At 66.4% G+C, this 25,658-nt stretch carries 6 protein-coding genes; 4 read left to right on the top strand and 2 right to left on the bottom strand.

The genetic code is table 11. From position 1 onward, the window contains the following. The first annotated feature begins 390 nt into the window (after positions 1-390). The 4 genes from IFT57_RS18785 (at position 391) to IFT57_RS18770 (ending at position 24,385) form a co-directional block, all read left to right on the top strand. The gene (locus IFT57_RS18785) at positions 391-19,338 is read left to right on the top strand and encodes a BapA/Bap/LapF family large adhesin (protein ID WP_192152290.1); all 18,948 of its coding nucleotides are present in this window, start codon (positions 391-393) and stop codon (positions 19,336-19,338) included. A gap of 117 nt (positions 19,339-19,455) precedes the next feature. Continuing rightward, positions 19,456-20,943 (top strand): TolC family outer membrane protein, encoded by a 1,488-nt coding sequence (locus tag IFT57_RS18780; protein ID WP_446731211.1) that lies wholly within the window; start codon positions 19,456-19,458, stop codon positions 20,941-20,943. Continuing rightward, positions 20,940-23,120: a type I secretion system permease/ATPase gene (locus IFT57_RS18775; protein ID WP_192152288.1), complete on the top strand. Its 2,181-nt coding sequence runs from the start codon at positions 20,940-20,942 to the stop codon at positions 23,118-23,120. Before IFT57_RS18780 ends, IFT57_RS18775 begins: the two co-directional genes overlap by 4 nt. A gap of 14 nt (positions 23,121-23,134) precedes the next feature. Next, positions 23,135-24,385: an HlyD family type I secretion periplasmic adaptor subunit gene (locus IFT57_RS18770; RefSeq protein WP_192152287.1), complete on the top strand. Its 1,251-nt coding sequence runs from the start codon at positions 23,135-23,137 to the stop codon at positions 24,383-24,385. Here IFT57_RS18770 and IFT57_RS18765 read toward each other — a convergent pair. After that, a complete protein-coding gene (locus IFT57_RS18765) occupies positions 24,382-24,822 on the bottom strand; it encodes a winged helix-turn-helix domain-containing protein (RefSeq protein WP_122794849.1) in 441 nt (146 codons plus the stop codon). The genes IFT57_RS18770 and IFT57_RS18765 overlap by 4 nt on opposite strands. A gap of 108 nt (positions 24,823-24,930) precedes the next feature. Then, entirely contained in the window at positions 24,931-25,656 is a 726-nt protein-coding gene (locus IFT57_RS18760) for a helix-turn-helix domain-containing protein (protein WP_122794848.1), read from the bottom strand. Between the last annotated feature and the right edge of the window lie 2 nt (positions 25,657-25,658).

The following is a 25,658-nucleotide window of genomic DNA, read 5'->3' as shown; positions in this document are numbered from 1 at the left end:
TATCGCGCCACTGAATTCGCCTCCACTCCTTCCAATGATAGCGATGTGATATTCAAGAATTGTTATAAATCGTCAGCTCTTGAGTAGCATCACGTACTAGCCTAACCAATAGATGGCGCAGCGCCATAAAGCAGTAATCAAGTTTAAGGTTTTGCATAAGTCGATCTAAAACAAGCAGTTAAAAGTTTAAGGTGGGCTCGTCATGGGAAATTGTCAATTGTTCATCGTACAGCCGGGCTGTTACGGATGAATCGCCCCAGTGTGCAGCATCCCGTTCGGGACAAGTACTAGAAGAGACCTTGAATCACTGGCGTCGGTCGGCGCCCAGTGTGAGTGAAGTTGTTTGTGCAGTGCCCCGTAGTGCACTGCAAGAATCTGCTAGGAGTAGGTATGGACAGTATCGTTGTTGCTGCGAAGTCGGCGGAAAGCACCTCGGAAATCGCCTGGGGCAATATAAAGCTGTTGGATACCAGTCTGGTCAAACTGCCAGTGGATCCCGGCGATGTCGCTTCGGCCACGCGTTCCGGCAACAACCTGACCATCTCGCTCAAATCCGGTGAACAGATCACGCTTGGAGACTTCTTCAAGGTGGATGCGGCAGGGCAACAAAGCGAGCTGGTCTTCGAAGGCCAGGATGGTTTTCTCTGGCAGGCCAACTACGGCGAACCCTTCACCGGCTTTACCTTCTCCGAAGCCTCGACCGTGGACGAATTGCTGTTGGCCGGTGCGGCCGCCAGCGGTGCCACGCCTGGCTGGTTGCTCGCCGCGTTCGGCCTGGTGGGCGTAGGCGCTACCACGGCTGCAGTGGGTGGCGGAGGCGGTGGTGGCGGTGGTGGCGGCGGTGCGCCCGTACCTCCCGTGGAACCGGTACCGCCCGTTGACACGACGGCACCGGGCGCCCCGACCGGGCTCAGTTTCGCCGCCGATGGCAGCAGCGTTTCGGGCAGCGCCGAAAGCAATGCAGCGGTGACCATTCGCGATGCGCAAGGCAATGTGGTCGGCAGCGGAACCGTGGATGCCGATGGCAATTTCCAGGTGGCGTTCCCCACGCCTCAGGCCAACGGTGAATCGCTGGAAGTGATCATCACCGACGGCTCGGGCAACAGTTCGGACCCGGTGGTCATCACCGCACCCGATGTCACTGCGCCCGCAGCGCCCGGTGCACTGGCGCTCAGTCCCGATGGCAGCACCTTGACCGGCACCGGCGAGCCCGGCGCTACCGTCACCGTGACCACGGCCACCGGCGTGGTCCTGGGCTCGGCCGTGGTAGCGGCCGACGGCACGTTCAACTTGACCCTGACCCCGCCGCAGATCAACGGCGAAGCCTTGAGCGCCACGCAAACCGATGCAGCGGGCAACCAATCGCCCGCCGCAGGCCTGATCGCGCCTGACCTGACGCCTGGCCCGACCCCTGATCCGACGCCCGACCCGACTCCCGACATCACTGCTCCGAACGCGCCGACCAACCTGGCCGTCAGCGCCAATGGCAGCGTGCTGACCGGTCGCGGTGAGGCCGGCACGGTGGTCAATGTCACCGATGCGGCCGGTAACCTGATCGCTACCGGGACCGTGGACGCCAACGGCAATTTCCGCGTCGACCTCAGCCCTGCACAGGCCAACGGGCAGGGGCTGGCGGTTACGCTGACCGACGCCTCAGGCAATGTTTCGTTGCCCGCCAACGTGCTGGCCCCGGACATCGAGGCCCCAGCTGCGCCGAGCAATTTGAGCATCGACGGCAGCGGTCTGGTGCTCAGCGGGCGCGCCGAAGCAGGCGCTACCGTGGCGGTGCGCGACGCCGCCGGCAACCTGCTCGGCACTGGTACGGCCAACGCCAGCGGCATCTTCCAGATCACCTTGAGCGCCGCCCAGATCGACGGCGAAACCCTCAGCGTGGTGGCCACCGATGCGGCGGGCAATGCGTCGCTGCCTGGCCAGTTGCAGGTGCCGGACCTCAGCGTGTCCGAACCGATCACCGATTTCGTCGTCAGCGCCGATGGTTTCTCCTGCGGCGGCCGTGGTCAGGCGGGCGACACCGTAACCATCACCAACGCCGCTGGCGACGCCATCGGCAGCGCGGTGGTGAATGCTTTCGGCCGCTTTTTCATCCGTTTTGCACTGCGCCTCACCCCCAATGAACCGATCACTGCCACGCAGACCGACGAGAACGGTAACGTCACCTCCACGTTCAGCATGCTGGTGCCCGATGACATCGGCCCCGGCACTCCAGACAACCTCAACCTGAGCCAGGACGGCCTGACCCTGACAGGTACCGGCAATGCTGGCGACACCGTACGTGTATTCACCAGCCAGGGCGTCTTGCTCGGCAGTGCCATCGTCAATGCCGATGGCACCTTTTCGATCACCCTCGGCCAGGCCCAGACCAATGGCGAGACGCTGACGCTCATCGCCACAGACTTCGATAACGAAGCCTCGGTACCGGTGCCGTTCGTGGCACCTGACAGCACGGCCCCAGCCACCGTCGGCAACCTCGGCTTCAGCGCCGATGGAGCAACCTTGACCGGCACCGGCGAGCCGGGTGCCACGGTGATCGTACGCAATGCCCAAGGCAATGTAGTGGGCACCGGCACGGTCGATCAGGCCGGCAACTTTGTCGTCACTCTCGCGCCGGCTCAGGCCGATGGGCAAGTGCTCAGCGTCACCCAGACCGATGCGGCAGGCAATCTTTCCGCCGCAGTGCCGACGACGGCACCTGATATCACTGCCGGCGTGGATTTGAGCCAGGTCACCATCAGTGCCGACGGCAGCCTGGTGAGCGGCCGTGGCCAACCGGGCGATACCATCACTGTCAGCGGCGCGGGCGGGGTGCTGCTGGCCACCGGCGTGGTGGCGGCCGATGGCACCTTCAATCTGTCCCTGGCTCCGCCACAGACCAACGGCCAGGAGCTGCTCATCGGTCAACAGGACGCCGCCGGCAATGCCTCGGCCAATGTCGCCCTGACCGCACCTGATCTGGAAGCGCCGGTGGCGCCGAGCAACCTGGCTCTGAATGCCGGCGGTACCGTGCTCTCGGGTGTGGCTGAGGCCGGTACCACGGTGTCGGTCAAGAATGCGGCCGGCACGGTGCTGGGCACCGCTCTGGTCGCGGCCGACGGCACTTTCCAAATCACCCTGTCGAGTGCCCAGGCCAACGGCCAGGCACTGACGTTGAGCGCCGTGGATGCGGCCGGCAACAGCTCGGCAGCGGTTCCCTTTACGGCGCCGGATACCACCGCGCCGAATGCGGTCACCAACCTGCTGATCAGCGCCGACGGCCTGACCCTGACCGGGCGCGGCGAGCCGGGTGCCACGGTGACCATCAGCAATGCTGCAGGCGTGGTGATCGGCATCGCCACCGTCGGCGCCAACGGCAATTTCAGCACGGCGCTGGCGCCGGCCGCCGTCGAAGGCGACCTGCTCAGCGCGGTGCAAGCCGACGCCGCCGCCAACGTCTCGACCCCGGTCTTCATCACCGCACCCGACGCGATTGGCCCGGGCACGCCTGGCAATCTGGCATTGAGCAGTGACGGCCTGCAGCTGACCGGCACCGGCAGCGCCGGCAACACCGTCAACGTCTTCGGCCCCCAGGGCAACCTGCTGGGCACGGCGACCGTGGCCGCCAACGGCACGTTCATCATTACCCTGACCCAGCCGCAAACCAACGGTGAAGTGCTGTCGGTGGTCGCCACAGACGCGCTGGGCGAAGCCTCGGTGCCGGTCGAAATCACCGCCCTCGACTCGACTGCGCCTGACCCGGTGAGCGGCATCGCCATCAGCGCCAACGGCGCTACCGTGACCGGTAGCGGTGAAGCGGGTGCCAGCGTTACTGTGCGTGGCGCCAACGGCGCGGTGATCGGCACCGGCACCGTCGCCACCGACGGTACCTTCAGCGTCGCCTTGAACCCACCGCAACTGGACGCCCAACAGCTTCAGGTCGTCCAGACCGATGCGTCGGGCAACAGCGCCACGGCCGTCGACCTGATCGCGCCCGACCTCACCGCACCCGCCGTGCTCTCGCAATTGGCGGTGAGCAACGACGGCCTGACCCTGACCGGACGTGGCGAAGTCGGCGCCACCGTTACGGTGCTCGCGCCCAACGGCGTCACCCTGGGCACGGCAACGGTGGGCAGCGACGGCTTGTTCAGCGTTACCCTGAACGCTGCCCAGACCAACGGCCAGAACCTCAGCGTCAGCCAGAGCGACGCTGCCGGTAACCGCTCGCCCGTCGCCCTCGCGCAAGCACCCGACACCGATGCGCCTGCCGCACCCGCTGCCTTGCAGCTCAACAACAGCGGAACCGTGTTGACCGGCGTGGGCGAGGCGGGTGCCACGGTGCGCGTGGTCGGTGCCAATGGCGTCGAGCTGGGCAATGCTGTGGTCGCGGCTAACGGTACGTTCCAGGTCAGCCTCGCTCCGGCCCAGGCCAACGGCCAGTTGCTGGAGGTCACCCAGACTGACGGCGCCGGCCAGACCTCGGTGCCGGTAGCGATCACCGCTGCCGATAGCACCGCTCCCGGTGCCCTGGCCAATGTTCTCCTGAGCCGTGATGGGCTGAGCGTGACCGGCACCGGTGAGAGCGGGGCCACGGTCACCGTTCGCGCGGCCAACGGCGCCGTCCTTGGCAGCACCGTGGTGGGCAGTGATGGCACCTTCAGCGTTGGCTTGGCCAGCGCTCAGGTCAACGGCGAGCGCCTGGGCGCCGCCCAGACCGACCCAAGCGGTAACGTCTCGCCGACCACCTTCGTGAGCGCTGCCGATGTGACTGCGCCTGGCGCCCCGTCCGCGCTGGCACTGGATGCCAGCGGGCTGGTGCTGACCGGTACCGCCGAAGCCGGCGCCACCGTGCGCATCACCAATGCACAAGGCGCGTTGCTGGGCACCGGTACAGTGGCAGCCAACGGTACCTTCAGCATCACCTTGAGCGCGGCCCAGACCAATGGCCAGAGCCTCAAGGCCGTGGCTACCGACGCGGCCAGCAACAACTCGGCAGCCAGCACTCTGGTCGCCGCCGACACCACTGCACCGATTGCGGTCGGCAACCTGGCGATCAGTCCTAATGGCCTGACGCTGTCGGGCACCGGGGAAGTGGGCGCCAGCGTCGCCGTACGGGCCGCCAACGGCGACCTGATCGGCACCGGCACCGTGGGTGCCAATGGTATTTTCGTCATTGCCCTGAACCGTGCGGCGCTGCAGAGCGACGTCCTCAACGTGATCGAGACCGATGCGGCCGGCAATGCATCGACACCCGTCACCGTCACCGGGCCGGACGGCAGCGAGCCGGTCGCCCCGGGCAACCTGGTGATCAGCCTCGATGGCGTGACGCTCACCGGTACTGCCTTGGCCGGCAACACCGTGACCGTCGTCGATGCGCAAGGCGCAGTACTTGGCTCGGCCGTGGTCAATGCCTCCGGCCAGTTCAGCCTGACCCTGTCGCCGGCGCAGAACAACGGCGAGCTGCTGAGCGTGCAGGCCAGCGACGGCGTACGCGTGTCGGTGCCGACCCTGCTCACGGCGCTGGACGCCACGCCACCCGATGCCCTCGACAATGTCCAGCTCAGCGCCAACGGCAGCACCTTGAGCGGTACGGGTGAGGTCGGTGCCACGGTCAACGTGCGCGGCGCCCAGGGCCAATTGCTCGGCACCGGTACGGTCGGCAGCGATGGCACCTTCAGCATCGCTTTCACTCCGGCACTGATCGACCGCCAGGTACTGACCGCCACCCAGACCGATGCGGGTGGCAATGTCTCGGCGGCGGTCAGCGTTACCGCCCCGGACTTCACCGCTCCACTGGCTGCGTCGGGCTTGAGCCTGGACGCCCAGGGCACCGTTCTAAGCGGTGTCGGCGAGGCGGGCACCACGGTCGCCGTGCGCGATGCGGCAGGCGTGATCATCGGCAACGGTAGCGTGGCCGCCAATGGCACGTTCCAGATCACCCTGACCACGGCGCAGTTGACCGGCACCACTTTGCAAGTGACGTTGACGGACGCGGCAGGCAACGTTTCGCCCTCGGCGGCGTTGCCCGTCGCCGACGTTACCGCACCGGGCGTGGTCACCGGTCTGCAGCTCAATGTGGCGGGCACGCTGCTGACCGGCAAGGGTGAAGTGGGCGCGACCGTCAGCGTGACCGCGGCCAATGGCACCGTACTTGGCAGTGCTGTGGTCGGTGCGACCGGCAGCTTCGTCGTCAACCTGGTGCCTGCGCAAGCCAATGGCGAGGTGCTCGATGTCCAGCAGGTGGACGCGGCGGGCAACCTGTCGCTGCCGGTGGCGCTGATCGCCGCGGACGTGACTGCACCCATCGCGCTGAACAACGTCTCCATCAGCACCAATGGCGTGGTCGTTACCGGTGTGGGTGAAGCGGGCGCGACCGTGCGGGTATTGACCAGTGCCGGCGGCGAACTCGGCACCGCAACGGTCGGCGCCGATGGCCGCTTCTCGGTCACGCTGGCCACGCCTCAAATCAATCTGCAATCGCTCACCGTGACCCAGGCCGATGCCGCCGGCAACCTGTCGGCCAACGTCAACCTGACCGCGCCTGACCTGCAGGCGCCGAGCGCGCCCACCAACGTCGTGCTCACGGCGCAAGGCTCGGCCGTCACTGGCCAGGCCGAGCCTGGCTCGGTGGTGTCGGTGGTGGTCAGCGACGCCCAGGGCAATGTGCTGGGCACCGCGACCGTCGCCGCCAACGGCACTTTCCAGGTCAACCTGAATACCCCGCAGACCAATGGCCAGACGCTGCTGGTGACCTCCACCGATGCCGCTGGCAACGTGTCCACCTCGATCACCGTCATTGCTGCCGACCTCACCGCGCCCAACCTGGCCACCGACCTTGCGGTCAATCCTGCAGGTACGCTGTTGGCCGGCAAAGGCGAAGTCGGTGCGACGGTCACCGTGTTCGATGCCCAAGGCACGCAGATCGGCACCGGCACCGTCGGCCCGACTGGCAGTTTCCTCGTCACCCTGACACCCGTCGCACAGAACGCCGTGCTGAGCGTGACGCTCACCGACCGTTTCGACAATGTTTCGCTGCCCGCCAGCGTGACGGTGCCCGACGCCAACGGCCCCGATCAACCCACCGCGCTGGTACTCAGCGCCGATGGTCTGCGCCTGAGCGGTATTGCCGACGTTGGCAACACCATCACCGTGCGCGGCCCCACTGGCGTGCTGGGCACCACCACGGTCAATGCCGATGGCACGTTCCAACTGACCTTGAGCGCGGCGCAGATCAATGGCGAACAACTGGATGTCGTCGCCAGCAGCGGTGGCTTCAATTCGCTGCCGGGCCAGCTCACGGCCATCGACAGCACGGCTCCCGCGCTGACCAATGTCGTCATCAGCAATGATGGCAGCCTGATCACCGGGCGCGGCGAAGCAGGCGCGACGGTCACCGTACTCAACCCGGCCGGCGTGGCCATCGCCACGGCCATCGTCGGTATCAGCGGCCAGTTCAGCGTGACGCTGACGCCGCCGCAGATAGATGCGCAACGCTTGCAGGTCAACCAGGTCGATGGGGCAGGCAACAGCTCGGTGCCGGCCACTGTGACCGCACCTGACCTGACCCTGCCCGACAGCGTGCTGCAGCCGCTGGTAAGCGCCGATGGCCTGGTGGTCAGCGGGCGTGGCGAAGCAGGTGCCACGGTCACCGTGTTCGCCAGCAATGGCGGGGTGCTGGGCACCGGCGTGGTCGATGCAAATGGCGTGTTCAGCGTCAACCTGAATCAAGCCCAGAACAATGGCCAGACCCTTACCCTGTCGCAACGCGACCCGGCCGGCAACGAGTCGGCGGTGGTCAGCGTGCAGGCAGGCGATACCCTGGCTCCGTTGGCGCCCGCTGCGCTGGTACTCGACAGCACCGGGTCGTTGCTCAGTGGTACTGGCGAGATCGGTGCAACCGTTCAGATCAGAAATGCCAACGGCGACCTCGTCGGCAGTGGCGTGGTAGGCGCCAATGGCCGCTTCCAGATCAGCCTGGACACGCCGCAGGCAGCCGGCCAATTGCTGGCCGTCACGCAAAGCGATGCGGCGGGCAACACCTCGCCAGCCACGCCGCTGACCGCCCCGGACATCACTGCGCCGACCGCACTGCTCAATGTCCTGCTCAGCGGCGACGGACGGCTGGTCAGCGGCAGTGGTGAGGCCGGTGCCACGGTCACTGTGCGCAGTGCCGCTGGCGTATCGCTGGGCAGCGCAGTGGTTGGCGCGGACGGTAGTTTCAGCGTTACCTTGAGCAGTCCGCAACTCAATGGGCAGACGCTGTCGCTGGTGCAGGTCGACGCCGCCAGCAATGTTTCGCCCACCTTCAGCCTGCAGGCAGCCGACATCACCGCTCCGGTAGTGCCGACCGGGCTGTCGCTGAGCCTGGCGGGTACGCTGCTTTCGGGTGTCACCGAGGCAGGTGCTACCGTCAGCATCACCGGAGCCCAGGGCCAGGTCATCGGCAGCGGCGTTGCCGGCAGCGATGGCACCTTCGCCATCACCCTGGCGTCTGCCCAGGCCAATGGCCAGGCCCTGCGCGTCACGGCCACCGATGCCGCAGGCAATACCTCGGCGTCGGCCACCCTGCTGGCAGCCGACATCACCCCACCGGTAGCGGTCAGCAATCTGGTGGTCAGCGCCGACGGCACCTTGCTCAGCGGCTCGGGCGAGGCCAACGCCACGGTGCGCATCACCGCCGCCAACGGCGATCTGCTCGGCACCGGCACGGTGAATGCGAACGGTACTTTCCTGATTACCTTGAACCGGCCTGCCACCCTCAGCGACGTGCTGACCGTGATCGAAACCGATGCCGCCGGCAACGCCTCGCTGCCGGCGCAGGTCAACGGCCCGGACGGCGGTGCGCCGATCGCTCCGGCCAATCTGCTGCTGACCCTGGAAGGCGCGATCCTGACCGGCACCGGTTCGGCGGGGGCGCTCATCCGCGTTACCAGTACCACGGGCGTGCTGCTGGGCAGTGGTACGGTCAATGGGTTGGGTACGTTCAGCATCCTGCTCGATGCGCCGCAACGCAACGGCGAAGTGCTGAGCGTGCAGGCCAGTGACGCGCTGGGTCGTGTCTCGATTCCGGTGCCGCTGACTGCCGGAGATACCACCGCGCCTGACCTGCTTGCCAACGTTCAGCTCAGCGCCAACGGTGCGCTGGTTACCGGCAGCGGCGAGGCCGGTGCTCAGGTCACCGTGCGCAATGCGCTGAACCAGTCGGTCGGCACCGCCACGGTGGCCACGGACGGCACTTTCACGGTCAACCTGGTGCCGGCCCAGACCAACCTGCAGGTACTCACCGTGACCCAGGCCGATACGGCCGGCAACCTGTCGCTGGGTGTGACCCTGATCGCGCCTGACCTGACCGCGCCCGAGGCGCCGGTGGCGCTGGTGCTCAACGATGTCGGCACAGTGTTGACCGGCGCCGGCGAGGCGGGTGCCAACGTGGTGGTGCGCAACGCCCTGGGCGTCCAGGTCGGCGCCGGCACCGTGAACGCCAACGGCACGTTCCAGATCACCCTGGACGCGCCGCAGATCGACGGCGGTACCCTGAGGGTCACCCTCGGCGACAGCGCGGGCAACCTGTCCCTGGTGGGCACTGTGGTTGGCCGCGACACCCTTGCACCGGTGGCGGTGGTGGCGCCTGTCATCAATGCCGACGGTAGCCTGATCACCGGGCGCGGCGAAGCCGGTGCGACCGTCACCGTCACCAGCCTTGCCGGCACCGTGCTCGGCTCGGCCGTGGTTGCCGCCAATGGCACGTTCAGCCTGGTGCTCGATCCGGCCCAGGCCAACGGCCAGCTTCTGGACGTGCTGCAGACCGATGCGGCCGGCAACGTCTCGGTGCCGGTTGCGCTGCAGGCGCCGGACATCACCCCGCCAACGGCACTAAGCGAAGTGATCATCAGCGCCGATGGTCTGGTGGTCAGCGGTCGCGGCGAGGCCGGTGCTTCGGTTCGCGTACTGCTCGGCAATACCGAGCTGGGCCGCGCCGACGTCAACGCCAGCGGCCAGTTCACCATCACGCTGAACAATCCTCAGGTGAACCTGCAGCAGCTCACTGTCACCCAGGTCGATGCCGCGGGCAACTTCTCCGCCAACGTCACGCTGATCGCACCGGACCTGCAGGCGCCGGCAGCGCCGACCGATGTAGTACTCACGCCGCAGGGCGGGGCGGTCATCGGCAAGGCAGAACCCGGCAGCGTGGTCTCGGTCGTCGTCAGTGATGCCCAGGGCAATGTGCTGGGCACGGCCACAGTCGCGGCCAACGGCACCTTCCAGGCCGACCTGGCGTTTCCGCAAACCAACGGCCAGACGCTGCTGGTCACGTCGACCGATGCCGCCGGCAACACCTCGACCAGCATCACCGTGATCGCAGCCGACCTCACCGCGCCGGATGCGCCCACTGCGCTGGGTGTCAGCCTTGATGGTCTGACCGTGGTCGGCCAGGGCGAAATCGGCAGCACTGCCACCGTGCGCGCCGTCAACGGTGACGTGCTAGGCACCGCAGCGGTCGGTCCGAACGGTATTTTCACTGTCGTGCTGCTGCGCGCCGCCACCGAAAACGAGGTGCTCAACGTCACCTTGACCGATGCGGCCCGCAACGTTTCGACGGCAACCGTCGTGGTCGCCCCGGATGTCAACGGTCCCGATCAACCCACTGCGCTGCTGCTGGGCGGCAATGGCCTGACCCTCAGCGGGCAGGGCGATGTCGGCAACACCATTACCGTCCGCAGCGTGACGGGCGTGGTACTGGGCACGGCAGTGGTGGACGCCACGGGCAATTTCCAGGTCGCACTGAACGCAGCCCAGACCAATGGCGAAACCCTCGAAGTCATCGCCACCAGCGGCGCGCTGGTATCGCTGCCTGCGCTGATCACGGTAGCCGACACCACGCCGCCCGGCCTGATCAGCAACCTGCTGGTCAGCCTCGACGGCACCCAGGTCACCGGGCGCGGCGAGGCAGGCTCGATCGTGACCATTCGCGGCCCCGACAACGCCGTGCTCGGCACCGCAACCGTTGGCGTCACCGGCGCCTTCACCGTGTCGCTGAACGTCGCGCAGACCAATGGTCAAGTGCTCAGTGCCGTGCAGGTGGACGGCGGGAACAACCCATCGCCAGCCGTGACCGTGATTGCTCGCGACAGCACGCTGCCCGACGCTCCAGCAGCAGTGCTCAATCCTGCCGGCACCCTGGTGACCGGCACCGCCGAACCCGGCACGCGGGTCACGGTCATCGTCAGCGATGCTCAAGGCAATGTGCTGGGCACTGCCACGGTGGCAGCCGATGGCAGCTACGAGGTCGACCTGGGCACTGCGCAGGCCAACGGCCAGACCTTGCTGGTAACCACCACCGATGCCGCCGGCAACGTGTCCGCCAGCACCACGCTGTTGGCGCTGGACACGACCCCGCCTGCGCCGGTCACCGCGCTGGTGATCAGCCCGAATGGCGATCTGCTGGCTGGCCGCGGCGAGCCGGCTGCCGAGGTGACCGTGCGCGACGCGGGCGGCACCGTGATCGGCACTGGCGTGGTCGGTGCCACGGGCAGCTTCCTCATCACCCTCACTGCCCCCGTCGCCCCGGGGGACGTGCTCACCGTTGTCCAAGAAGATGCCGTGGGTAACGCGTCGGACGACGTCGATGTTACTGCACCCGACGGCACCGGTCCGGACCAACCCAGCGCGCTGCTGCTCAGTGGCAACGGCCTGCAGCTGAGCGGTCTGGCCGATGCTGGCAATACCGTGACCGTACGCAGTGCCACCGGCGTGGTGCTGGGCACCGCAGTGGCCGATGGCAACGGTGCTTTCACGGTCGCGCTGTCGAGCCCGCAGCTTAACGGCGAACAGCTGGAAGTGGTTGCCAGCCTCGGTGCGCGGGTCTCGGTGCCTGCGCAAGTGCAGGCCCTCGACCTGACCGCGCCGGGCGCACTGACCGATCTGGTGGCCAGTGCCGATGGCACCCAACTGACCGGTCGCGGCGAAGTGGGCGCCACCGTTACCGTGCTCGCGCCCGACGGTACTGCGCTGGGCAGCGTCGTCATCGGCGTTACCGGCACCTTCACCGTACCGTTCTCGGTCGCGCAGTTGGGCGGCGGCAACCTTGCGGTGTCGCAGACCGATGTGGCCGGCAATCTTTCGCCAACGGCGCTGGTGCCGGCGGTGGACAGAACGCCGCCTGCGGCTCCTACCGCTGCCGTCGACCTCAACGGCGGGGCAGTGGTGGGTGTTGCGGAACCGGGCACCGTGGTCACGGTGATCGTCAGCGATGCCCAGGGCAATGTGCTGGGGAGCGCCACAGTCGCGCCCAACGGCAGCTACGAAGTCGTTCTGGGAGCGGCGCAGACCAATGGCCAGACCTTGCTGGTCACCTCGACCGATGCGGCGGGCAACGTGTCGTCGACCACCCTCGTGGTCGCGCCCGACACCACTGTGCCGAACCCGGTCACGGACCTTGTGGTCAGCGCCGACGGCGCGCTGTTGACCGGTAAGGGCGAAATCGGCGCGCAAGTCACCGTACTCGGCGTGGGCGGTATCTCGGTCGGCACGGCCACGGTCGATGGCAACGGCAATTTCACCGTGACGCTCGATCCGATCTCCGGCGACCGTACCTTGCTCAGCGTCACCCAGGCCGACCTGGCCGGCAACGTTTCGACCGTCGCCACCGTCACCACACCGGACACCAATGGCCCGGATGTACCGACCGCATTGGTGCTCAGCACCGACGGCCTGCAGTTGGTGGGCCAGGGTGATGTCGGCAACCTGATCACCGTGCGCAACCTGCAGGGGACCGTTCTGGGCACTGCGACCGTCGATGGCAGCGGCGCCTTCCAGGTGCAGCTTTCTGCTGCCCAGCTCAATGGCGAGATCCTCCAGGTCACGGCCGCCGACGGCGCGCTGACCTCGCTGCCGGCGCAATTGACGGCGCCGGACGTGACCGCCCCCACCAACCTAGGCGCACTGTCGGTCAGCCTCGACGGCACGGTCCTGACCGGGCGCGGCGAAGCCGGTGCAACCGTGGTGATCACAGGCCCCGGCAACGTAGTGTTGGGCACCGCCGTGGTCGCAGTGACAGGGGTGTTCGTCGCCAACCTGGCCACGCCACAACTCAACGGCCAGGCCTTGAGCGTGGTGCAGACCGACCTGGCCGGCAACGCTTCGCTGCCCCTCGTCACCCTCGCCGGCGACCGTACGCCACCCGCAGCGCCGGCCGATCTGGCGGTCATCAACCAGGGCCTGGTGCTGACCGGCACGGGCGAACCCGGTGCACTGGTTACGGTCACCAACGCTCAGAACGTCACTCTGGGCACCGCCACGGTCCTGCTCGATGGCAGCTTCCAGGTGGTGTTGAGCCAGGCGCAGGTCAACGGCCAGGCCCTGGGCGTGACCCTGACCGATGCCGCGGGCAACGTGTCGGTGCCAGGCGCCATTCTGGCGGGCGACATCACCGCACCGGTGCCTTTGACCAACATCGCCATCAGCAATGACGGCGCACTCACCAGCCTGTTGACCGGCAAGGGCGAGCCCGGTGCTGTGGTCAGCGTGACCCGGCTGGACGGTACCGTACTGGGCAGCGGCCCGGTGTCGGCGGCGGGCAATTTCAGCGTCACCCTGACACCAGCGGTGATCACCGGCGAGCTCCTGAACCTGGTGCAGACCGATGCCGCAGGCAATGTCTCGCCAATCGCGACGATCAATTCGCCGGACACCACTGCGCCTGATGTGCTGACCCAGGTCGCAATCAACCTCACCACCGGTGCCACTGTCACCGGCCGGGGAGAGCCTGGCGCCACGGTGACCGTGCGCGACGCCGCCGGGGTAGTCCTGGGCAGCACGCAAGTGGCAGCTGACAACAGCTTCGTCGTGACCCTGTCGCCGGCGCAGATCAACAACCAGCCGCTGACCGTGGCCCAGACGGATGTGTCCGGCAACGTGGGTGCGAGCACACCGATCTTCGCTCCGGACCTGACCCCACCGGCTGCGCCGACGCAACTGCTGCTCAATGCCGGCGGTACCGTGCTCAGTGGTGTGGGCGAAGCCAATGCCACCGTGCTGGTGAAGAACGCGGCAGGCGTGACGCTGGGCACGGCGACTACCGTAGCCGCCGATGGTACCTTCCAGGTGACGTTGCCGGCGCAGCTCAACGGTCAGTCGCTGGTGGTGACGCTGACCGACGCGGCTGGCAATGTCTCGGGCCCCGGCAGCCTGCTGGCCGGCGACACCACGCCTCCGGCGGCGCCGACCATTCTGGCGCTGAACGCGACCGGTACGCTGCTTACCGGTACCGGCGAGCCCGGCGCGCAGTTGATCATCCGCAACAACCTCAACGTGTCGGTGGGCACCGGTACGGTCAACGCCGATGGCACCTACAGCGTCACGCTCGGCGTGGCGCAGATCAACGGCGAAGTGCTCAGCGTCCGCCAGGTCGATGCCGCCGGCAACGCCTCCGCCGTGGTCACCATTACTGCCAGCGATCTTCAGGCTCCGACCGCACTGGTCAACCTGGCGGTGTCGACCAACGGCCTGCAACTGACCGGCAGCGGCGAAGCGCTCGCGAGCATCGTGGTCAAGAACGTGCTGGGCGTGCAGATCGGCGCGGCGACTGCCGATGTCGATGGTAATTTCACCGTCAACCTGGCTACCCCTCAGCTCAACGGCCAGTTGCTTGTCGTGACCCAGGCCGATGTGGCTGGCAACGTCTCGCTGCCGTTCAACTTTGCCGTACCGGATGTCACCGCGCCACTGGCATTGACCCTGACGGCGGTCAGCGCCGACGGTCGTATCGTCACCGGGCGCGGCGAAGCCGGCGCGACGGTGACCGTCACCGGTCCGCTGAACGCGACACTGGGCACCGCCGTGGTGGCCGCGGACGGCACCTTCAATGTGACCCTGAGCACCCCGCAGACCAACTTCGAAGCCCTGCTGCTGGTCCAGCGCGATGCTGCGGGGAACACCTCCGCCGGGGTTACCGTCAACGCCCCTGACCTGACCCCACCGGCGCTGCCGACAGGGTTGGGCCTGAGCGCCAACGGCCTGCTGTTCAACGGCACGGCCGAGGCGGGCGCAAGGGTGTTCGTGAGCAACGCTCAGGGCGCGGCGTTGGGCAACGTGCTGGTCGGTGCCAATGGCACTTTCAGCGTGCCGCTGAGCCTGGCACAACTCAATGGCGGGACACTGGAGGTGTACGCGCAGGATGCGGCTGGTAACAAATCCGCGCTGGCACGTTTGACCGTTCCCGATATCACCCCACCGAGCCTGGCCACGCAACTGGTGGTGAATGCCGCTGGCACCGTGCTCACCGGCAAAGGCGAGGCCGGGGCGACCGTGACTGTCGGGTTGCTGCTCGGGCAGACCCCTGTGGTGCTTGGCACGGCGGTGGTCGACGTCAATGGCAACTTCCAGGTGCCGCTGCTGCCGGCTGCCCTCGGTGGTCAGCTGTTGACCGTGATCCAGACCGATGCGGCGGGCAATCCTTCGGGTATCGCCTCGTTGAACATTCCTGTGGAGCTGCCACCGGCCGCGCCGCAGGTCAGCACCATCACCAGCAACGGCGTGACCCTGACCGGCACCACCGAGGCGGGCACTACCGTGGTGGTGCGCAACGCCGCCGGGACCGTGCTCGGCACCGGTGTCACCACCGGTACGACCTTTACCGTGACCCTCAATCCACCCCAAGCCAACGGCCAGGTGCTGGAACTGCACGCCACCAAAGGTGCGCTCACGTCGATCGCGACCTTCTACACCTCGGTCGACAGCACCGCGCCAGTGCCCATCACCGCACTGGACGTCAACGGTACCGGTACGCTCGTTACCGGCCGAGGCGAGGTAGGCGCCACCGTGCGGGTCACCAATGCCGCCGGCGTAGTGGTAGGCACTGGCGTGGTCGGTTTGAACGGCAGCTTTGCCGTGGTGCTGCCAGTGGCCCAGGCCAATGGTGGTACCCTGACGGCGGTGCAGGTGGATGCCGCGCAGAACGTGTCCACGGCGGTCAGCATCGCTGCACCCGATATCATCGCACCCGTGGCACCGGTGATCACTGGCCTGAGCAATGCCGGGCAGACCCTCAGCGGCACCGGTGAAGCCGGTGCCATCGCGACCGTCTACAACGCTGCAGGGGTTGCCATCGGCACGGCCACCGTCCTGCCCAATGGCACCTTTGCGGTGACCTTGAGCAGCCCGCAACTCAATGGCCAACTGCTCAGCGTCAAGCTGGCCGATGCCGCCGGCAATGTGTCGGTGGGCACGCCGTTCCTGGCACTCGACACCACCCCACCGACGGCGTTGGTCAACGTCGCGCTGGCCACCAATGGCAGCACCGTGACCGGGCAGGGCGAGGCGGGCGCGCGGGTGACCGTCAGCGTCGGCGGCGTGGCGTTGGGCAATGCCGTGGTCGATGCCAGCGGCAACTTCAGCGTCGGCCTCAGCGCCGCGCAGCTCAATGGTCAGCAATTGACCGTGGTGCAGACCGATGCCGCCGGGCTGACGTCGCCGATCACCACACTCACGGCCCGGGATGCCACCGCGCCGAACGCACCGACCGCGCTGTTGCTGGTCGGCGGCGTGAGCCTGAGCGGCGTGGGCGAAGCCAACAGCACCGTCAAGGTCTACGGGGCCAATAACGCTCTGCTGGCCGAAGGGCCGGTGAACGCGCTGGGTCTGTTCACCGTGACACTGGCTGCGCCGCAGCTCAACGGTGGCGCGCTGCGCGTGACCCTCACCGATGCGGCCGGCAACGTGTCCGCAGCGGGCCAACTGGGTGTGGCCGACACCACGCCACCGGCTGCGCCAACCGCCACTATCAGTGCCAGCGGTACAGTGGTTTCAGGCACCGGCGAGGCGGGGGCCACCGTCACTGTGCGCAGTGGCGCCAGCGTGCTGGGCACGGCGCTGGTCGCCGCCAACGGCACCTACAGCGTTACCCTCAATGCCGCGCAGATCAACAGCCAGGTGCTGACCGTCAGCCAGGCCGATGCCGCCGCCAACGTTTCGCCGACGGCCACCACCACCGCGCCGGACCTGACCCCACCGAGCCTGGCCACCGGGCTGGTAGTGGCGGGCGATGGCCTGACCCTGCGCGGTACCGGCGAGCCGGGCGCCACGGTCAGCGTCAAGGCGGCCAACGGCGTCGTGCTCAACGTGGCGCCGGTCACCGTGGGGGCTGATGGCACCTTCACCGTGGCCTTGACCGCCGCGCAGATCAACGGCGAGCGCCTGAGTGTCACGCTCACCGACGGGCGTGGCAACGTCAGCGCCGGCGCGGCTGTGGTGGCACCGGACATCGACGCCAACGAGCCGGTGATCGCCTCCAACAACCTGGCAACCGCTACGGTCAACATCACACCGGTCACGGTGGCCAGCGAGTACACCAACACCAGTGTCAGCCTGCTGCTGGGCCAGGTGAAGGCGTTCGGTTTCACGGTGGCTGCCGGTACCGTGACCGATCCGTTGATCACGGTGACCAACAACGCCGTGCTCGGTGTGCTGCCAGCTTCGGCTTTCGCTCTGGAGGTGCAGAACGCCGCCGGCAACTGGGTAACCCTGGCCAACAGCACGACCAATCCGCAGTTGCTCAATCTGATCGGGCTGGGTACCAACCAGGTGCAGGCCGACATCGGCTTGCTGCAGGCCGGCAACTATCGCCTGACGGTCGCCAGCAGTCTGGTTTCGCTGCTCGACAGCCTGACCACGCAGATCAAGTTCGTGACCACCAGCCTGACCCAGTTCACCGGAACCCCGGCGGCATTGGACGGCAACGTCATCACCGATCCGGGTGTGAACGGCCTGGCCGACCGCACTGGGCCGGACAACGGGGCGGTGTTGCAGGTACTCAAGAACGGCACCTACGTGACGGCCGGTGCGGGCACCATGGTGCAGGGCCTGTACGGCCAACTGACCATCGATTCCACCGGCAAGTACACCTACAACCCGAGCGGGGCAGTCGCCAGCGTGGGCAAGGTCGAGGACTTCCAGTACCAGTTGGTGCACCCCAATGGCTTGAGCTCAACGGCCCATCTGTACGTGCGCATCGACAGCGCCAACGTCAACGAGGTGTGGAACCCCAGCAACCTGGCCGCCAATGCCACCCTGGTGGACGCGATCAACGACACGGCGGCGAGCGCGTTGAGCCTGGTCGGCCAATTCACCGACACCACGGCCACGATCGGTCGCTATGACAGCAGCTTGCTCGGCGGTCGCGGCGAGTTCACATTCACTGTGGCGCCGAACACCTTGAGCGACCTGACCTTGTCGGTCACCGGCAGCGGCCTGTCGCTGCTGTCGCCGGTCAACTTCGTGCTGTCCAAGCTGCAGGCCAACGGCACCTATGTTCAGGTAGGGTCCTATTCGGGTGCCAACCTGATCGCGGTCGGCAGTGCTGGGCTGGGTGTGCGGGTCGAGGACCAGACTGCCGGCACCTACCGCCTCGTCGTCACCAACGGTGGCCTGGGAGTGGCATCGAGCTATACCGCAGCGGTACGTCAGGAGGCGACGTCCACCAGCACCTTCGTGGTCGGCAGCGCTACCACGGCGGTGGGCAACCTGCTGACCGGGGCGGGCGCCGATGTACTGGGTTCCTCGTACACCTCACTCAGCGTGCTGAGTGCCGGCGCCTTCGTTCTGCCCGGAGTCAATGGCGTGACCATTGCCGGTGCCCATGGCGCGCTGCTGGTCAATGCCGATGGCAGCTATGCCTATACACCCACCTTGAACCAGGGCAGCGCCGTGATTGGCCAGACCGACGTGTTCACCTATCAACTCAACCACCCGACCGGAGCCAGCGATACCGCCACCCTGACCATCAACCTCAACAACGCCGCCGCGCCGGCTACCTTCGCGCGCCTGGCGTCGTTCGCCAGTGACGACACCAGCGCCGATCACACTGCCGTTGCCGGCGGCGACCGGCACGACCCGCAAGGCACTTCGGGCGATGATCTGCTCGATGGCGCCCAGGGTGGGGCGCTCACTTTGCACGGTCACGACGGCAACGACACCATCGTCATCTACGACCAGACGTTCGCCTCGGTGGACGGCGGTGCCGGGACCGATACGCTGAAGTGGAGCGGCGGCGATGCCGATATCGACCTGAGCAACTTGGCGGCGCGCATCAACAACATCGAGGTCATCGACCTGAACCAGTCGAGCAAGGTCAACCTGACCTTGAGCCTGAGCGATCTGCTGTCGGTCACCGACGCCAGCACCGACAAGCTGCTGATTCTGGGCGACAGCCACGACACCGTACACATGACCGGCGCAACCTGGGCGCCGGGCGCCACGCAGACGGACAACGGCGTGCAGTACAACGTCTACACTCCCCAGGAGGACCCCTCGCACCATCTGTGGGTCCAGAGCGGTATCAGTGTCGTCTGATACCCGCCACCAGCGTCGGGCCTGCGGGCCCGGCGTCGCGGCAGGAAGTCGCACGCCGCCTGAATCGGGCGTGCCATCAAGAACAGGAAGTGGGGGATTGGCTTGAAGTGCACCTCTTTGGCAACGCATATTTCGGTGGCCGTTCTGGCACTGGGCATCACACCGCTCTACAGCCTGCCGGCACATGCCGCGGACACCCTCGAACCCGGGCTCAAGGTCATCAGCCCCAGCCGCTTGGAAACCCGTCCCGAGCAGACCGCTCGGCCGCATCCACGCACTGTCGCAAGGCCTGCGATTGCGTCTGGTGCAACGGCGGCGGGGGCCAGGCTCGACGATTCCGATCTGGCCGCGCCGGCCTCCGGCACCCAGTTGGGCCTGGTCCAGGCTGTCCGCCTGGCCGTGGAGTGGCACCCGAGCATCGGTGAAGCGATCGGCACTCTGTACCAGCAGGGCGAGGGCATCAATGTGGCGCGTGCCGGCTACTATCCACGGATCACCGGTGGCTTGCGTGGCGGTCTCGACAGTTCCTACAGCGGCAATGGCACCAGCCAGGCGGTGAACATCTCGCTCAAGCAGATGCTCTACGACTTCGGCAAGGTCGACAGTGCGGTCGACGTTGCCAAGGCCCGCGTCGCGCGCAGTCAGGCGCAGGTGTTGCTGAGCATCGATCAGGTGGCACGCGACACCTCCCAGGCCTACATCGAGGTGCAGCGCTATCAACGCCTGCTGCAGGTCGCTCGCGAGCAGATCAAGGGCATCGCCGGCATTGCCGAGCTGGCACGCCAGCGCAGCGACATGGGCGCCGCGACGCGTTCGGACGTGGTCCAGGCCAGGTCCCGTGAAGATGGCGCGCGTGCCACCCTGCTGCAGTATCAGGCGCTGTACAACCGCTGGCGAGCCAACCTGATCAACCTGGTCGGACGCGCTGCGCCGTTCGACGTCAACGACGACTTTCCGCCGTCGCTGCTGGCCTCCTGCAACGCTGCAGAGCCGGACATGAACGCCTTGCCAGGCATCCTGGTAGCCAACGCGCAACGGGTCGAGGCCCAGGCGGCCATTCGCCAGGCCCGCGCCGATGGGCTGCCGACGCTGTCGGTCGACCCTACGCTGAACCACTACCTGGACAGCAACTACAACAGCAACAATTCCAATATCGACCGTACCCAGGCAGGCATCTTCATCAACCTCGACGTGCCGTTCTACCAGGGTGGTGCCACCACCGCGCGCACCGCCGCAGCCACCTATGCCCTGACTGCCGCCGACTCGGCCGAAGATGCCGCTCGCCTGCAGGCCCGCCAAGGCTTGTTCGAAGCGCAGGCGCAAACTGCCAGCCTGGACCGTCGGCTCGGCTCGCTGCAGTCGCGCCAGGGCAGCATTTCCGAAGCCCGCGAGCTGTACGGCCAGCAATACCTGGAGCTGGGCACGCGGCCATTGCTGGACCTGCTCAACGCCGAACAGGAGATTCACCAGTCGCGCTTCGATTTGGCCAACACCGAGGCTGACCTGCGTCGCCTGCAGGTCGACTGCCTGTACAGCACCGGCGCCCTGCGCAGTGCCTACCGGATCGATCAGAGCACCATCCAAGGCGTGGAGATACTGCCATGAACGATGCCGTGAACCTGCCCCTGGACGCGGAATCGGTACAACCCGCGCAAACCTTCTCGCGCCAGGACTACCGGGTCTGGCTCGACGCGATTCTCGGTGTGGCGCGCCACTACCGCCTGGAATGCTCGGCCGAAAACGTGCGTATCGCATCGCTGCGTGCCGACGATTCCAGCGTCGAGGACGTCCTGCGGCAGATGGCCCGGCAGGCGGGCCTGACGATCAAGTTCGCCCGCTACGACCCGAGCACCCTGACCCAGTGGCGCACGCCGTTGGTGGTGCAGCTCAAGGACGGCCAGGTCGGCATCATCCAGGTGCTCGGCGACGACGAGCAGATCGGCATCGCCTATAGCGGCGACCAAGGGCTGCAGAGCAGCATCGACCGCCAGACCCTGCTCGACAACGCCCTGCGCACGGTGATCCTGCGTCCGGCCCGGCCGGTCAGCGACGTGCGCACCAACGACTACATCAAACCCTACGACGAGCACTGGTTCCGCAAGATCGTGCTGCGCGACCTAAGGCCCTACGGGCACGTCATGCTGGCCTCGCTGGTGGCCAACATCCTTGGTCTGGGCGGGGTGTTGTTCTCCATGCAGGTATACGACCGGGTGATCCCGGCCGAATCGCTGCCCACCCTGTACGTGCTGTTCGGCGGCGTGCTGCTGGCGATCACCTTCGACTTCATCATGCGCATCATGCGCATGAAGATCACCGACCTGTTGGGCAAGCGCGCCGACCTGCGCGTCAGCGACCTAGTCTTCGGCCACGCGATGCGCCTGCGCAACTCGGCGCGGCCCAAGTCCACCGGTTCTTTCATCTCGCAGCTGCGCGAACTCGAATCGCTGCGTGACCTGATCACCTCCAGCACTGCCACGGCACTGGCCGACCTGCCGTTCTTCCTGATCTTCCTGGTGGTGTTCTACCTGATCGGCGGGCCGCTGGTGCTGATTCCGCTGTGCGCGCTGGTGGCCATGGTGGTGCCGGGGCTGATGGCCCAGCGCAAGCTGGCGCGGCTGGCCAACGAATCCATGCGTGAATCAGCGCTGCGCAACGCCATGCTGGTCGAAACCGTGCAGGGCATGGACGACATCAAGAGCCTGCAGGCCGAGCAGCGCTTCCAGCAGCAATGGAACCACTACAACGCCGTGGCGGCAGACAGCAGCCTGCGCCTGCGCACCTTGACCAACGGCCTGGTGGCGTGGACGCAGAACGTGCAGAGCGCGGTGTTCGCCATTGTCATCGTGTTCGGCGCGCCCATGGTGATCGCCGGCGACCTCACCACCGGCAGCCTGGTGGCGGCCTCGATTCTGGCCTCGCGGATGATGGCGCCGGTCTCGCAGCTGACCCATGTGCTGACGCGCTGGCAGCAGGCCAAGGTTGCCCTGGAAGGGCTCAACCGCCTGATGCTGCTGCCGGTCGATCACCCCGAAGGTGCCCAGCGCGTGCACCTGCCGGTGATCGGCGGGCGCTACGAGCTCAAGCGCGCCAGCTTCAAGTACAGCGAGGAAGCACGTACCCCGGCACTGACCGTCAACGAGTTGAGCATCGCTCCGGGCGAGCGCATCGCCGTGCTTGGCCGCAACGGTGCCGGCAAGTCGACCTTGCTCCAGGCCCTGGCCGGCGGCCTGGACCTGAGCGGCGGCAGCATCAGCCTCGACGGCGTTGCCCTGGGCCATATCGACCCGGCCGACGTGCGCCGCGACATCGGTCTGCTTACGCAGAACTCGCGGCTGTTCCACGGCAGCCTGCGCGAGAACTTGATCATGGGTGCCGGGCAAGCGTCGGATCAGGAGATCATCGCTGCACTGGAAATCACCGGCGCGCTGGATTTCGTGCGCCAGTGCCCGACCGGCATGGATCACTTGATTCTCGAAGGCGGCCTCGGCCTGTCCGGTGGTCAGCGCCAATCGCTGTTGCTGTCACGTCTGCTGATCCGCCAGCCGCATATCCTGCTGCTCGACGAGCCCACTGCGTCGCTGGACGAAACCACCGAACGCCGGCTGATCCAGAACCTGGCGACCTGGGGCCAGGGCCGCACGATCATCGTTGCCACCCATCGCACCAGTGTGCTGGCCCTGGTCGACCGGATCATCGTGGTCGACAACGGTCAGGTGGTGATCGACGACACCAAGGAAAACGCCATCGCCAGACTGTCGCGTCCCAAGGGCGCGGCTCAATGAAGGAGGGCAGGGCAATGGATACAGGCAAGTCTTTCAAGGTGCTGGGCTCCGGTGAATTCAAGCGCATCCCGCTGCTCAGCGAAGACGGTGCGCCGGGCCAGTCGTATTACCAGGACGGTGTCGACGACTCCACCGTGGTGCGTGCGACCCGCGTGGTGTGGGTCGCGGTGGCGATGCTGCTGGCGTTCTTCGTCTGGGCATTCCTCTTCGAGGTCGTGGAAGTCTCCACCGGCACCGGCAAAGTCATTCCCAGCTCGCGGGAACAGCTGATCCAGTCGCTCGAAGGCGGCATCGTGGCCGAGATGAACGTGACCGAAGGGGCGATCGTCGAACGCGGTCAGGTGCTGGCGCAGCTGGACCCGACCAAGACCGAATCCAACTTCGGCGAGAGCGCGGCGAAATACCGCGCGACCTTGGCCAGTGTCGCCCGCCTGCAGGCCGAAGTGGGCCTCAAGCCCCTTAAATTCCCGGCCGAGCTCGACGCCTACCCGGCTCTGCTCAAGGCCGAAACCGAACTGTACAACGTTCGCCGGCGTGGCCTGGATGACTCGTTGGCCGGCATCAACGAATCCCTGCGGCTGGTGCGCAGCGAATTGCAGATCACCGAAAACCTGGCCAGAACCGGCGCGGCCAGCCGGGTGGAAGTACTGCGGCTGAATCGGCAGCGCTCTGAACTCGAGCTCAAGCTCACCGAAGCCCGTTCCGATTACATGGTGCGGGCTCGCGAGGAGCTGGCCAAGGCCAATGCCGATGTGGAAACCCTGACCGCCGTGCTCAAGGGCCGCTCCGATTCGGTGTCGCGCCTGACCCTGCGCTCGCCCGTGCGTGGCATCGTCAAGGACATCGAAGTCACCACCATCGGTGGCGTGGTGCCGCCCAATGGCCAATTGATGCAGATCGTGCCGCTGGACGAACGCCTGTTGATCGAAGCGAGAATTTCGCCCCGCGATATCGCCTTCATTCATCCCGATCAGCAAGCCAAGGTAAAGATCACCGCCTATGACTATTCGATCTACGGCGGGCTCGACGGTCGGGTGGTGACCATCTCGCCCGATACCATCCAGGATGAAGTGAAACCCGAGGTGTTCTATTACCGGGTGTTCATCCGCACCGATTCCGACTCGCTGGAGAACAAGGCTGGGAAGAAATTCGCCATCGTCCCCGGCATGATCGCCACGGTAGACATCACCACGGGCCACAAGACGGTGCTGGACTATTTGATAAAACCCCTGAACAGGGCCAAGGAAGCCCTGCGCGAACGCTAGGAAGAGCAGGGGGGCTCGGCAGCCTGGCTCCCCGGCGATTTCCAGCTCGGGCAATACGCCGAACGCACCACCTGAGCCAGGCAGTAGCCGCGGTTGCGTACCGAGCGGATCAGACGCTCACCACCGCTGCATTGGCCAAACTTGCTTTGCAGGCGGCTCAAGGACATTTCCAGCCCGTTGTACTGACTGGGGTTCTTGCCCAGCCCGGCGATCAGCGCTTCCTTGCTGACCACTCGCTCGCTGCTGAAGGCGAGCAGGCTCAGCAGCGAGCACTCGGTGCGCGTCAAGGCCACGCTGATACCGTTCTGGGTCAGGGTTCGGTCGATGTCGTTGAACCACCAGCGGCCGTGTGCGAGCTGCGCGTCATCCGCTGTTTGATGGGCCGTATAAAGCTGGGTATAGACGGAAGAATATTTGTTGCCAAGGTCCGTAGGCATGGGGTCGTTCCTTCAAAACGTGGTGCTGGATCCAAATTCCCTATCGATTCAAGGCTAGTACGCTTTGAAAAAATCGCCAACGGCCATCGGTCTGACGAAAAGCGATTTTCAGCGAAAGGCGATGGGCGGGGGCGAGATGCAGCCGCGACTCAGGCGGTAGCCGGTGCCGCGGACGCTCTGGATGACATTGGTGCCGAAGGCTTGGCGAATGCTGCTGCGCAGGCGACTGACGAATTTCTCCACCACCCGTACGTCGTAGGTGCGCACATTAAGCCCCAGCAGTTGTGCCAAGTCGTCGAAGCTCAGCTGGTGATGGGGGGCGTACAACAGCGCCAGAACCACCTGAACCTGCACAAAGGTCAGGTCCAGGCGGCGCGTCGGGTCTTCCAGGCACAGACGTACGGGATCCAGCACCGGTGGGGCCAGATTCCAGTAGTCGGGGTTCTGGAACAGCGCGAGATAGAAGGCTTCGCGCTCCTGCTCCGGGCCCGGCAATCGCAGCACGTGGTCGGCCCCAGCGTGTTGGTAGGCCTGGCGAATGGCCGGGTCGGCACCGGTCAGGGCGACCAGCACCGACGCCCAGCTGTTGCCGCGACGGATATCGTCGACCCAGCGGACGCCCTGTTGTCGTTCGCCACGGCCAGGCTCGACGAGAATGGCCTTGTGCCGGCTCGTTTCGTAGTCGAATGTCGGCTGCAAGTCCGGCTGCAGGCCCTCGACGGGCAGGGAAAGGTGGCGAAGATAGCGCTCGAGCGAGTCGGTCCGTGAGGTATCGCTGCAAAGCATGAGAAGACGCGGTTCAAGCGGGTGAAACAGTGCAGCCAAAACGTCCATGT

Origin of the sequence: Pseudomonas sp. CFBP 13719 (assembly GCF_014842095.1) — a bacterium.
Classification (GTDB): domain Bacteria; phylum Pseudomonadota; class Gammaproteobacteria; order Pseudomonadales; family Pseudomonadaceae; genus Aquipseudomonas.
Note: the sequence above shows the minus strand (reverse complement) of the source record. Positions and strands in the feature narration are given on the sequence as shown.